Genomic DNA, 14019 nt, shown 5'->3' with positions numbered 1-14019 from the left:
GATTAATAAATCTTAACATCGGGAGGGTAATCATAACACTATGTTAATTTTTTTTCAAGGGTTTAGTAAAATTGAGGTTTTAGCTTCGCAACCAAAATCAAACTAAACACACACAATGAAAAAATTCTATCTATTAACAGCATTCTTTTTATTCGCCTTTACAGGTTTTGCTCAGAAAGCTATCATATCCGGAAAGATATTAGATGCCGATGACAAGCTGCCTCTTCCTGGAGCAATGGTTCAAATTGTAGGCGAGAAAAAATACACCGTTTCTGATTATAACGGACGTTTCGAATTATTGAATATTAACGAAGGAACTTATAAAGTTGAAGTAAAATATATTGGATATACTACTTTATCTCAGGAAATAAAAGTAGAACAAGGAAAAAACAATGTAATTGATTTTGCTCTTAAAGCTTCTGAAAATGAACTGAAAGAAGTTGTTGTCGGAGACATCTTAAAAGGTCAGGCAAAAGCACTGAATCAGCAGAAAAACAATAAAAATATCGGAAACGTAATTTCTTCTGATCAAATGGGACGTTTCCCGGATGCGAACGTGGGAGATGCTTTGAAACGTGTTCCGGGTATCACAATGCAGAATGACCAGGGTGAAGCTCGTAACATTATCATTAGAGGTTTAGCACCGTCTTTGAACTCTGTTACTTTAAATGGTGACCGTATTCCATCTGCCGAAGGAGACAACAGAAACGTACAAATGGACTTAATTCCGTCTGATATGATTTCTACAATTGAAGTAAACAAAACCCTTACTTCTGATATGGATGCAGACGCGATTGGAGGTTCTGTAAACTTAATTACAAGAGCAACTCCAAACGGAGAAAGAATTTCTGCAACTCTTGCGGGAGGATATTTACCAATTCGTGACCACGCTTCTTATACAGCAGGTTTCGTTTACGGTAATCGTTTTATTGACAATAAATTAGGAGTTGTAGTAAGCGGTTCTTACAACAATGTTGATTATGGTTCTGATAACATCGAAAACGAATGGGTTAAAGATGATTTTGGAAACGAATATTTACAAGCTTCAGAAATTAGAAAATATGATGTACAACGTATTCGTCGTAGCGGATCTATTGCTTTAGATTATAAATTCAACGAAAACAATACCATTTTTGCTAATGCAATCTACAACTGGAGAGATGACAGAGAAAATCGTTTCAGAACGACTATCGATGATATTGAACCAATTTATAATGGTGAAGAAATCACTGGTTTCGAAGGTCGTGTAAAACGTCAGACAAAAGGTGGTTTAGACAACAGCCGTAACAAAAATAGAAGATTAGAAGATCAAAGAGTTCAAAATTACTCTCTTCGCGGAGAACATTTAATTAACTCTACTTTAGATTTAGACTGGTCTGCTAACTATGCAAAAGCAAGAGAATATCGTCCGGGTGAACGTTATATCGAATACCGTCAAAAAGGTCTTGATGTATTTGAAAACTTAACAGATCCAAGATTTCCGTTAGTTACTACAGCAGGAGAATCTACAGATGAATTTAAATTTGACTCTGTTACTGAAAACACAGACGAAACTAGCGAAAGCGAATTTGGTGCAAAAGTAAACATCCGTTTCCCGTTCTCTGTAATTGCAGGAGAAAAAGGAAGATTGAGAACTGGTCTTAGACTTCGTTTAAAAGAAAAAGAAAGAAACAATATGTTCTATTCTTATACGCCGTTAAATGATGATATGGAATTATTATCACAAGTTCCAACAAGTTATTTTGATGGAAAAGATTTTAATCCGGGAAGTAAATATGTACCGGGAACTTTTGCTTCTGCAAACTACTTAGGAGGTTTAGATTTAAACAACTCTACATTATTTGAAAAAGAAACTGATCCAGCTGAATATTTAGCGGTAAATTATAATGCTAAAGAAAGAATCACTGCTGCTTATGTAAGATGGGATCAGGATTTTAATGATAAACTTTCTATGGTAATGGGGGTTCGTGTTGAAAATACTCATATCGATTATACAGGAAACCGTGTATTAGATGAAGAAGAATTAGAAAGCAAAATCAACAATACGAACTCTTACACAAATGTATTGCCAAGTATTTCATTCCAATACAACGCAACAAAAGATTTAGTTTTAAGAGCTGCTGCTACAACGGCTTTAGCAAGACCAAACTATTACGCTTTAGCTCCTTACGTAAATAACATTGCTGCTGATAAAGAAATTACAGCTGGTAATCCGGATCTTGATGCAACGTATTCATACAACTATGATTTCATGGCAGAGAACTATTTCAAATCTGTTGGTTTGATTTCCGGAGGTGTTTTCTACAAAAGATTAAATGATTTCATTTACAACTACAGCGACAATCAATATACTGATGCGAAATTTGCTGCAGATTTCCCAAATCAGACAAACCCAATTCCAGCGGGAGAAAACTGGTCATTTTTACAATCAAGAAACGGAGACAAAGTAGACGTTTACGGATTTGAGGTTGCTTTCCAGCGTCAGTTGGATTTCCTTCCTGGTAAATTCTTAAAAGGTTTTGGTATCTATTTGAACTATACTTATACACAGTCTAAAGCTAGAGGAATTGCTGACGAAGACGGAAACGAAAGAAACAACATCAGTCTTCCGGGAACAACACCACACATGTTTAACGGATCTTTATCCTGGGAAAACAAACGTTTTTCGGCAAGAATCTCAACAAACTTTACATCTGATTATTTAGATGAATTAGGTTCTGAGTCTTACAAAGACAGTTACTATGATAAGCAGTTTTTCTTAGATGCTAATGCTTCTTATAAAATTACTCCAAAACTTCGCTTTTTCGCTGAAGCTAATAACTTAACAAACCAGCCGTTACGTTACTACCAAGGAGTTGCTGCACATACAAAACAAGCGGAATACTACCAGCCTCGTTACAATTTCGGATTGAAACTAGACTTGTAATTTGCAATTTTTAAAAATTCTTAAATTAGACAGAGTTTCGCGCTCTGTCTAATTGCATTAAAATATATCACACAAAATGAAAAATAAATCTTTAGTTGCTCTTTTACTTTTAAGCATTTCATTCACAGCTTGTAAAGACGATAAATTAGCACCAATTCAGCCCAATGCTGTAAAACCAACAGTAGTTACAGAAGCTTTACCTCACGATACAGATGATCCTTCTATTTGGATCAATCCAACAGATGCTTCAAAAAGTATTATTGTGGGAACAGATAAAGACACAGACGGAGGTTTGTACGCTTTTGATTTGAATGGAAAAATCCTTAAAAAATCAATCCCGTTAAAACGTCCAAACAATGTTGATATCGCTTACGGGTTGATCATTGATGGAAAAAAAGTAGACGTTGCAGTTACAACAGAACGTGAAAGCAACAAAATCAGAATTTTCAGTTTACCGGATTTAGAACCAATTGATAACGGCGGAATTGAAGTTTTTGCAGGAGAAACACAACGTGATCCAATGGGAATTTCTTTATATACTCGCCCAAGTGACGGAAAGATTTTCGCTATTGTTGGAAGAAAAACAGGACCTTCCGGAAGTTATTTATGGCAGTATGAACTTTCTGCAAACGGAAAATTTGCTGCTGCAAAAGTGGTTCGTAAATTCGGAACTTACAGCGGAAAGAAAGAAATCGAAGCAATTGCAGTCGATAACGAATTAGGTTTTGTGTATTACTGTGACGAACAAGTTGGAATTAGAAAATACAAAGCAGATCCGGCTTTAAATGATAATAAGGAATTAGCTTTCTTTGGTCAGAAAGATTTCAAGGCAGATCACGAAGGAATTGCGATTTACAAAAAAACAGATTCTACAGGATATATTTTAGTATCTAACCAACAGGCGAATTCTTTTATGGTTTATCCAAGAGAAGGTGCAAACGGAAATCCAAACAACCATCCATTATTAGCTGAAGTACCAACTTCAACAATCGAATGTGATGGTGCTGATGTGACAAGCGTAGATTTAGGTCCAAAATTCAAAAACGGACTTTTCGTAGCGATGAGCAACGGAATGACTTTCCATTACTACACTTGGGATTTGATCCAAAAACGCATCGACGAAGCAAAGAAATAAGTTTGCAGTATTCAGTCGCAGTCGCGGTATAAGTGTTCAGTGTTAATTTACTGAGACTGTAAGCTGAGACTGTAAACTAAAAAAAGCTGTTCTTTTAAGAACAGCTTTTTTATTTTAAGCTCTTTATTTAAATTTAAATAAATGAAGTGAGTTTATACATGTTCTTTCAAACAAGATTATGTTTTTCATTATATCCTTTAAACTGAACGGAGATTTTACCCCCTATACTACACTCACAAGTAGACTTATCCGTAAGAATTTTATAATCATTAATTGTATCTTTTTCTGCTGTATTCTCCCATTTAATTACAGCAGGATTGCATTGACTTCTTGTAATACTGCAAGCACTAAAACTAGGAATATTAGTTTCGGCTTGTTTATCATTTTCTGTCGCAATTAACTTGTTTTCTGCCACACAAAAATCTTGGCTTGTTACTTTTAGCTCGCTAGGTTTTGCACCTTTATTGCAGATTAGAATTGCTTTTTCTGTTATTTTTTCTGGCATGATATTACATATTAATCCTCATTGTTTGTTCTTTTCTTTCTCTTAAGTTTATAGTAACCAACCTGATACTCATAATTATTATGAAATGCATTTATAATATAAAAATAATCATCTTTAATATTCTCATTTTTAATCAAGCTAACAAGAAAAATACCATCCTGTTTTTTAGTATATAATATTTTATAATTTTCGATTTCCATCTTCATTTTTATATACTCCTTTATTCTTTGATCATTATCTCGAAGTCTAGTTTTAAAATTTAGTAGACTAGAACTTCCATTTCCTATTTCTTCAATATAGTTATCAATCAAACCAGAATACTTTTCATTCAATTTATCTTGAGACAAATCTCCATTACTTTTAATAAGCTTGATTGTTTTATCCGATTGTTTAGAAATATAATAATTCCCTAAATTAAGATCGAGTTTAATATTCTTACTTTCACAATCACCAAACTGCTGAAATTCTTTAACAAACAAATTAATATGTTTTTGATCAATCATTTTATACGTTCCAATAGATGATGGAAAGCAATCGTTGCCACATGGTGCAGAATAATTGCAGGCAAGTGAATTGTCTTTGTTAAATATGATTTTCATCCCATATCTCGAATAATATTGGTCCGTTTTATCCTTTCTTTGCAGAGTAAATTCTCCTGTATTGATTGTATCTTGACCAATAATCTCACTAATATTCCAATACTCGTTAAGCAGATTTTGAGAATAAATACTGGAAGAAAGTATTATAATCACTAAGTGTAATAATATCTTTTTTTTCATCTTTAATTTTTTTTTATACTAGGGTCAAATCACTATTTCTTTCGTTGAGGAAATATATCATCCCAAAAACCTTTGTTTTTGTTCTGCTCATAATTTTTATGCCATTCTTCCTCAAAAATTTCCCATTCTTTCTTGGTGTAGTCTTTGCCTTTATATGTTCTATAATAGGCGTTATCCTCTTCTTTTTGTTTCTTAACCTGTTTTATATATTCATTAAGAGGACTTTTAATTTCACCTTCTGCAATTTTAATTGAATATAAAGTTTTACCATTATTTCCGTCTACTAAGTAATATTCTATATCACTTGAATATGCGTCCTTGTTTATTCCTACTTCATAAATTGGAATATTTAAATATTCTTTTTCTTCGTATCTGTAGAGATTAAAAACAGTTTTGGGTTTTTCTAAATCTAAATTATATTCTTTATTAAACTTATTTATTAAATCTGATATTGAAAATTTATAAGGTTTGTCGAAATCTATTTCTTTTATAAGTTTACCATTTTCATCATAATAACTCCATTTCCCAATTTCTAATAAAATGAAAAGTTTTCCATAACTTGTAAGTAATTTAGATTTTGAATCATAAACATAATAATATTTATATGGAGTGGTAATATCATTTTTTTCTACTTGAATAGTACCATGACAGATTATTCTAATCCTTTCATTTCCTTTTTTTAAATGTTTATCATTTTCATTTGATAACCAATCGGTATCAATCTCCCAATCTTTATATACATCTATATTAAAAGTTTTCATAGTATCTATTTTTTTTTGATTATTTCTTGATTCTTTCTTGTTTTGGCTGCTACAGCTATTTTGTGTAATTAAAAGTAGCATTATAAATAATTGTTTCATTTTTAAGCAATATTTGCATTAATGATTTGCCATTGCCATTTCCATAATGTAGTTCGTATAGGTGCATAGCTGATAACATTCGTGGTGGTTCTTATATTAAAGTTATACTTTCTAGTTGTTTCTGTTATAGGACTCGAATCTTTATGGGTATGATTTAGGCCTAAACCATGTATTGCTTCATGTGGTAAAGTTGTGTCTCTTCTTCCTAAAAGCATAATTGCATTGTGTACTCCAATATCTTCAACACAACCAATTGCACTAGGGTAATTGGCGATCATTAAGGAACTAAAAATGGTATAATAGTTTTCTGCCTTATAAATCGCGTTAGCTGGGTTGTTCAAAAATAGATTTCTCATTTCCTGAAACGTTGGTTTTATTGTATCACCCGTACTTAAATTTATCATATTTAAACGATTAGATGCATCAATATACCTTCCGCCGGATTTAAAATCAGCATTAGAAGACAAGTCTAAAATATTAATTTTTTCCTCTACTATTATAGGAACAATTAAGGCCTGATGCAGTGTATTATACAGTCCTGTTAGTTCAGATGGAGTAAACGCTCCTATTCTCACCGTACCATTTACATTAGATTTAACCGCTGACAATACAATTTTTTCTTCTATTCTGACAGTGCTATCATTTTTAAGTACTACTATCTTCCCTGCTAGTTTTCTTTCCATCAACTGTTGCGGAGGTGTTTTTGTGGCACTCCCTTTTGGATAAACATAAATTCTAATTTCTTTATCACTTGTTAGATCTTTAAGGCATTTAATTTTCACAGTGCCATCAGCAGAATTCACTAATCCAGTTGTTTTAATTTTATCTTGAAGAGTTATTTTATCAATAGTAAATAACGTATTATCAAAATCAAATTCTAATTTTTCGCTTTCTTCCTCAATCTCAACTAATACTTTTAACTCTACTTCATATTTTGGCTTGTTAACTACTGATGAGGGCATTAAATTTACAAACTCTTCAGAAAACAAAGTAAGATAAGGAACGTAATAATCTGAAGAGGGTATAATTGCTGGCGCAGGAGTACCAGCTGGCATCGGTTTTCTTGTAATAGTAATATTTTCATACTCCGTTTTTAAATGTGCATAAGCCGTTCCTGTAGCTCCAGACGTATAATCGCTCAAACCATCCCTGTATCCCCCATCTATAATACCAGCATACGCAGGATCGTTTGGATCAGCTAAACCATTATCAGCTTCTCTTAACCAATCAAAGCCATATTCGCCTTGCCATGATAGTAACGGTCTAAAATAAACAACTGCTAAAGCTATGGTTTCTGTAGGTGCTGTATCAAAAGTTTTTGCTGTATTAGTAAGACTGTTTCCTTCTGTGCCATGCATTTTTGCCGTTCCTGTACTGTTTACAATTGCTTCTTTATCTGAATGTAAGAGAACCTTTTCTTTACCATGTAGTTTAGTTACTTTTGCTTCAATATCTATTTTATCATTGCTGTTTATAAGTGCTGTACCACTAAACAGGTTCATAAAGCCAGATATTTTCTGTTGCATGGTTTTACTAAAAATGTAAATTTGACTTAGAGCATTTAGCACGTAGTCGTTTGTCGTAATTTCTGTACTTTGTGATGCATTTATAATCAGTCTTTTAACATTAATTTCAAAAATATCGGTATTTAATTCGATTCTTCTATTGCCATCAAATTCAATAAAACTTTTGACAGAGTCTTGCAATAACATGCTTCCTTGAGCATCATTTAACACCAACATATTATTGCTTCTGGTATGCAATGCTTTAATATCATTGTTTGGTGTACTGTAACCACTTTTTTCTTTTCGGCTGGTTATGGTTCCTACTACAATAGGCAGTTCGGCATTGTTCCCTTGAAAATCTACCAAAACGGTATCGCCTATTTCGGGTAGTATATGTCTTCCTCTGCCGTTTCCTCCGTATTCTTGCAGTAATGGTATGTAGGGAGTTGTCTCCCCTTTTACTTCCTGCCACGGCATCTGCACTTTTACAGCACTGAGTCCGTCAGGATCTGAATTGGCGGTAACCACTGCAGTCTGACTGTTGCAATAAGGTACTAAATCAGGATTTGTATTAGGCGAAAATACAGAGCTACTAGTATTTACTGCTTTAAAATGATTCTCGTAACCGCCACCATCATCGCAGGTATGCACAACTTCGGTTACGCGATAAGCGCTTTCCTGCTGTATATCAACACCGCTTATTTTTACAGTGTTTCCCACCGTAACTCCCGGAACCTCACTCGAAGCTGTTACCTCCATTAAACTGCTTAAAACAGCACGCATTTTATTTTGGGTATATACTGCACTAGTATTGCTTCCATATCCGCCAACAGCATTTTGATTAAGCTGTATGATTGTTTTTTTATTAAAAACAGAATTAGATTTATTGACAAAATCTTGATGAAAACCTCCCAGTTCTTTTCGATGGTCTAAGGTATTATTTGTACTGTAACCGCCTTCTCGATTGTCGTTTTCTATAACGGAAAAAGAAGTTGGCAAAAGTTTAATGCTATAGCTAAACTCCTGCATGTTTACTCCGTAAATTAGATGAGGCTGGACGACACCAGAAGAGTCTCCAAAAATCAAAACTCTGCCGTTGTCGTAAAAATACTGACCATAGCGCATTGCCAGACGGTTTAGAAAAGCAAAAGAGCTTTCGTTATATTGTACGGTATACGAAAGTATTTCATTATAAAAGGGACGCACCTGCATATCGATGTTGTAACCTGATACTACTTTGTTCACAATTTCACTTAATGTCATTGCCGTAAAAGAGTTTGATTCGAGTCCGTTTTCTAACATACAAGAGGTACTATATCCTTCTATCAAAAAGCTTTCTTCGATATCGTCAATGCATGATTTTTTCATGCTCACTCCTGTAACTATACCATAAAACTGCATGACATAATTTTTAGGGTCTGCAATAATCATAGCATCATTAAGTCCATCAATAGGTTTTATTTCGATACTTATTTTCTCGCCGTATATTTGCTGTGAAACCGGCATAACACTTTTAAATTCTCCTACCAAGAAATCCTGTCGAACTTCTAGAGAAAAAGTATGATGATCGTGAATTTTTTGTACAACTTTTAAGTAGCTAAAATTGGTAACTACGGTTTGTCCAATTTTTATTGTGGTAATAGTTTGTAAAGCCATTATGCAACTGAATTAAAGGTTATCTGTTTTCCAATTGCTCTCGAATATGGTATTGCCAATTTTCACTTCGTTAGAAGTAAGTAAAATTTCAGTTGTCATAGGAGAAACTCCTTCACTTTGAAACTTTTTCTTGAAAAAAATGCAATAGGCTTTTTTAAAAACGACATTTTTCATCGTGCTCATAGCATCTCTGCGATAAAAAACAATTTTACCGTCTTTTACACTGGTTTTAGAAACCATTCAATCCGAAAATAAATCGGTATGGGTACTTTCTACGACTAATTTAATCTGACCGCCTTTAGTTTTACTCGCTGGCTTGCCATTATTGTCTGTCTGCTGGGTAAACTGAATTTCAAACTCTAAAACATTAAATGTTTCATTGTCTAACTCTAGCTTTGCTAAAAAACTCATATTTATATAGGTATTGATTAAGTTATGGTACTGAAATAATATTTCTAACTTTAATCAATAATGAGAAGTGGTATTTAAGTAAACAAAATATTAGTCTTAAATATATCAGCAATATACAAAATTTTTTATTTTTTTGTAAGAAAAATACTTTTTTTTTGCATTTTAAGTATTTTTATAAAAAGGGAACTTACGCTATTCTATTTTCAATCTACACTAATAACAAAAAAAGCTCCAGATTTCTCTGAAGCTATTTACTTTGAATCAATATTAATTCCTTTTATTCTGTAATAGGTGCACCTGCTAAGATTTCAGCATTTGCAAACTCTTCAAATTTGGCGAAGTTAGCTTTGAATTTCTGAGCTAATTCTAACGCCTTTTTATCATATAAATCTTTGTCTTCCCAAGTATTTCTAGGATTTAGAATTTCTTCTGGAACATTAGGGCAAGATTGTGGTTTTGCTAATCCGAATACTTTGTGATCTACATACTCTACATTGTCTAATTCGCCTTTTAAAGCAGCAGTAATCATAGCACGAGTATATTTTAGTTTCATACGACTTCCTGTTCCGTAAGGGCCACCTGTCCAACCTGTGTTGATCAACCAAACTTTTACGCCTGCATCTTTCATTTTTTTGCTCAACATTTCAGCATAACGCGTTGGGTGCAAAGGCATAAATGGTGCTCCAAAACAAGCAGAGAAATTAGGCTGAGGCTCTGTTACACCTGCTTCTGTTCCGGCAACTTTTGCCGTATATCCGGAAATAAAGTGGTAAGCTGCCTGACCTGGAGTTAATTTTGAAATTGGAGGCAAAATTCCGAAAGAATCAGCCGTTAAGAAAAATATATTTTTTGGGTTGTGTCCAACCAAACCTGGCTGTACATTGTCAATATGAGTAATTGGGTAACTTACACGAGTATTTTGTGTGATTGAAACATCGTCGTAATCTACTTCGTTTGTTCCTGCTTTGAAAACCACATTTTCTAAAAGAGCTCCTTTTTTGATTGCTCTAAAAATGTCTGGTTCATTTTCTTCTGTTAAGTTGATTACTTTAGCATAACAACCGCCTTCAAAATTGAAAACCGTATTTTCGTTTGTCCAGCCGTGTTCGTCGTCTCCGATTAATTTACGTTCCGGATCAGCAGATAAAGTTGTTTTACCAGTTCCTGATAATCCGAAGAAAATTGCTGTATCACCATCTTCCCCAACATTGGCGCTGCAGTGCATTGGAAGTGTATTTTTAAAAACCGGAAGAATAAAGTTCAATGCAGAGAAAATTCCTTTTTTCATTTCTCCGGTATAACCTGTTCCTCCAATTAAAGCGATTTTTTTTGTAAAATCTAAAATCGCAAAATTAGACTGACGTGTTCCGTCTATAGCAGGATCTGCCATAAAACTTGGAGCACAAACTACTGTCCATTCCGGAGTAAAATTAGCCAGTTCCGACTCTTCCGGACGTAAGAACATATTGTAACAAAACAAATTTGACCAGGCTGTTTCGGTTACAACACGAACATTCAGTCTGTAATTGGCATCAGAACATACATAAGAATCACGAACAAAAACTTCTTCTTTGTTAGATAAAAATGCTGTTACTTTATTATAAAGCTTTTCAAAAGCCTGTGGTTCAAACGGGATATTTACATTTCCCCACCAAACCTGATCTTTGGTGATATCATCTTTTACGATAAAACGATCTTGCGGAGAACGGCCTGTAAATTCGCCTGTATTAATTGCTAACGCTCCTGTAGAATTTTCGACACCTTGCCCTGACTGCAAAGTAATAGCATGTAATTCATCTGCAGATAGTTGGTAACGAACTTTTGCATTTTCAATTCCTAAGTCTTTTAACGAAATCGATTGCGCGAAAACTGTATTAGTGTCCATAAATTTTAAGTTATGTTGTGGTTTTTTGTTTAAAGCAAAATTACATATTAATTCTTATTCCTCTTAAAATAATTAAATTTCACTTTCATTTATACGAAAAAAGAGAAATTTCACTTTAAAAAATACAAAAAGAAAAAAATAACCGCTTTTAATTTACTTATTTACAACCTTCTAATAGAATTTGTTATATTATTTTTGTTTTACAACAGAAAATAGAAAAAATTCACATAATGAAGATTATATGTTATTTATGAGACAAAATTAAAGATTAATTCTTAGACAGAATTTTTTTTTCGGGATTTTATGATTTTCTCTTCAAAATTGCAAAGAATAATAGCGCCCAGCCAATAATTAATAGAAAACCACCGATTGGAGTTGCGAATACGATAATTTTAGAATAAAACAAAGTATAGTCCTTTGTGGCCACTAAATAGATAGAACCGCTAAAAAGAATAACCCCGGCAACTACTAAATTGTAGATTGATTTTAATGTTTTTTCGGCAATTTCTTTTTGAGTAGATAAGAAGAGAAGAAAAAGAGCATGATACATTTGGTAACGAACACCAACTTCAAAAGTATTTAACTGATCAACTGAAAGATATTTTTTTAATAAATGAGCTCCAAAAGCACCCAAAATAATAGCTAACATCCCAATAAAAGCTCCAGTAAGAACAAGTTTTCTTTTCATGATTTATATCTTTTGAAATTTGAAACAAAAATACTTTAAACAAACCAAAAAACCGCTTTCGACCCAACATTATTTAGAACAAAATCAGATTATTTTTTTCTGAAATTGAAAAATATATTCAATTTTATTTAATTAAAATTGTTATATTTATAACATTTAAATATATTTGTGTTAAATATTTAAGACATGAGAAACGTTTTAATAATTGGAGCAGGAAGATCTGCCTCGTCATTGATTCGATATTTATTATCCAAATCTAATGAAGAAAAACTGCATATAACTGTAGCCGATCTTTCATTGGAGTTAGCGAAAGTGAAAACGCACAATCATCCAAATGCTACTCCGCTTGCCTTAGATATTTTTAATGCTGAAGAAAGAAAAACGGCAATTCAAAATGCTTCAATAATTATTTCGATGCTTCCGGCACATTTGCATATCGAAATCGCAAAAGACTGTCTAGAATTTAAAAAACATTTGGTTACTGCTTCTTATATCAGCGATGCGATGCAGGCTCTGAATGATGAAGCCATAAAAAACAATCTGATTTTCATGAACGAAATTGGTCTTGATCCGGGAATCGACCACATGAGCGCCATGAAAGTAATTGACGAAATTAGAGCAAAAGGCGGTAAAATGCTGTTGTTTGAATCTTTCTGCGGCGGACTTGTAGCGCCTGAATCTGACAATAATTTGTGGAATTATAAATTTACTTGGGCACCAAGAAATGTAGTTTTGGCCGGACAAGGCGGAGCTGCAAAGTTTATTCAGGAAGGCACTTATAAATACATTCCGTACAGCGCTTTATTTAGAAGAACTGAATTTCTGGAAGTAGAAGGCTACGGAAAATTCGAAGCTTATTCTAACCGTGATTCCCTTAAATACAGATCGATTTACGGTTTAGATGATATTCTGACTTTATATCGAGGAACTATTCGAAGAGTTGGTTTTTCAAGAGCTTGGAACATGTTTGTACAACTCGGAATGACCGATGATAGTTATGTCATTGAAGGCTCTGAGAACATGAGTTACCGTCAGTTTATCAATTCTTTTCTTCCTTATCATCCCACAGATTCTGTAGAAATCAAAACCCGATTGATCTTAAAAATCGATCAGGACGATATTATGTGGGACAAACTTTTGGAACTGGATTTATTTAACCCAAATAAAAAAGTAAATCTTCCGAATGCCACACCAGCCCAGATTTTGCAAAAAATCTTAACCGACAGCTGGGCTTTAGAACCACACGATAAAGATATGATTGTGATGTATCATAAATTTGGATACGAACTGAATGGCGAAAAGAAACAAATCGATTCGAAAATGGTCTGCATTGGCGAAGACCAAACGTATACTGCAATGGCAAAAACAGTTGGACTTCCGGTTGCAATTGCGACACTGTTAATCTTAAACGGAAAAATCACAACACCAGGCGTTCAGCTTCCAATAAAAAAAGAAGTTTACGAACCTATTTTGAAAGAATTAGAAGAGTACGGAGTTATTTTCAACGAACAAAAAGTACCTTACTTTGGATACAATCCGGATTTATTTTAGTCTGGATTTGCATTTTTATTTTTAGAATTTTTTTTTAATTAGTTTTTAATTTTATCCGCTTCTTTGATGCAAAAGAAGCGGATTTTTTTTCTTTCAAAACACAAAGAAGCAAGGACTT

Annotated in this window: 9 protein-coding genes and 1 pseudogene; 3 read left to right on the top strand and 7 right to left on the bottom strand. The window is 33.5% G+C overall.

Going from position 1 to position 14019, the window contains the following annotated elements; genetic code table 11:
* The first annotated feature begins 115 nt into the window (after positions 1–115).
* Positions 116–2926, top strand: coding sequence for a TonB-dependent receptor (locus HYN56_RS07075; RefSeq protein ID WP_109191532.1), 2811 nt, complete (start codon positions 116–118; stop codon positions 2924–2926).
* 76 nt (positions 2927–3002) lie between these two features.
* Entirely contained in the window at positions 3003–4061 is a 1059-nt protein-coding gene (locus HYN56_RS07070; RefSeq protein WP_109191531.1) for a phytase, read from the top strand.
* A gap of 166 nt (positions 4062–4227) precedes the next feature.
* Here HYN56_RS07070 and HYN56_RS07065 read toward each other — a convergent pair whose 3' ends face one another.
* From HYN56_RS07065 to HYN56_RS07035, 7 genes and pseudogenes are all read right to left on the bottom strand, one after another.
* Entirely contained in the window at positions 4228–4566 is a 339-nt protein-coding gene (locus tag HYN56_RS07065) for a DUF4280 domain-containing protein (protein WP_109191530.1), read from the bottom strand.
* 11 nt (positions 4567–4577) lie between these two features.
* Positions 4578–5345, bottom strand: coding sequence for a hypothetical protein (locus HYN56_RS07060; RefSeq protein WP_109191529.1), 768 nt, complete (start codon positions 5343–5345; stop codon positions 4578–4580).
* Between the two features lie 32 nt (positions 5346–5377).
* Positions 5378–6205 carry a hypothetical protein gene (locus HYN56_RS07055; protein WP_109191528.1) on the bottom strand — a complete coding sequence of 276 codons (828 nt, stop codon included), beginning with the start codon at positions 6203–6205 and terminating at the stop codon, positions 5378–5380.
* Positions 6206–6207: 2 nt separating this feature from the next.
* Positions 6208–9366: a contractile injection system protein, VgrG/Pvc8 family gene (locus HYN56_RS07050; RefSeq protein ID WP_109191527.1), complete on the bottom strand. Its 3159-nt coding sequence runs from the start codon at positions 9364–9366 to the stop codon at positions 6208–6210.
* Positions 9367–9378: 12 nt separating this feature from the next.
* A pseudogene (gene tssD / locus HYN56_RS07045) lies at positions 9379–9777 on the bottom strand (type VI secretion system tube protein TssD).
* A 277-nt stretch (positions 9778–10054) separates the two neighbouring features.
* Positions 10055–11662 carry a phosphoenolpyruvate carboxykinase (ATP) gene (gene pckA / locus HYN56_RS07040; protein WP_109191526.1) on the bottom strand — a complete coding sequence of 536 codons (1608 nt, stop codon included), beginning with the start codon at positions 11660–11662 and terminating at the stop codon, positions 10055–10057.
* 301 nt (positions 11663–11963) lie between these two features.
* Entirely contained in the window at positions 11964–12350 is a 387-nt protein-coding gene (locus HYN56_RS07035; RefSeq protein ID WP_109191525.1) for a DUF423 domain-containing protein, read from the bottom strand.
* Between the two features lie 186 nt (positions 12351–12536).
* Here HYN56_RS07035 and HYN56_RS07030 point away from each other — a divergent pair, with 186 nt between their 5' ends.
* A complete protein-coding gene (locus tag HYN56_RS07030; RefSeq protein ID WP_109191524.1) occupies positions 12537–13901 on the top strand; it encodes a saccharopine dehydrogenase family protein in 1365 nt (454 codons plus the stop codon).
* The last annotated feature ends 118 nt before the right edge of the window (positions 13902–14019 follow it).

Source organism: Flavobacterium crocinum (genome assembly GCF_003122385.1).
In the GTDB taxonomy this organism is placed as follows: Bacteria; Bacteroidota; Bacteroidia; order Flavobacteriales; family Flavobacteriaceae; genus Flavobacterium; species Flavobacterium crocinum.
This window is presented reverse-complemented; position numbering and strand designations above follow the sequence as displayed.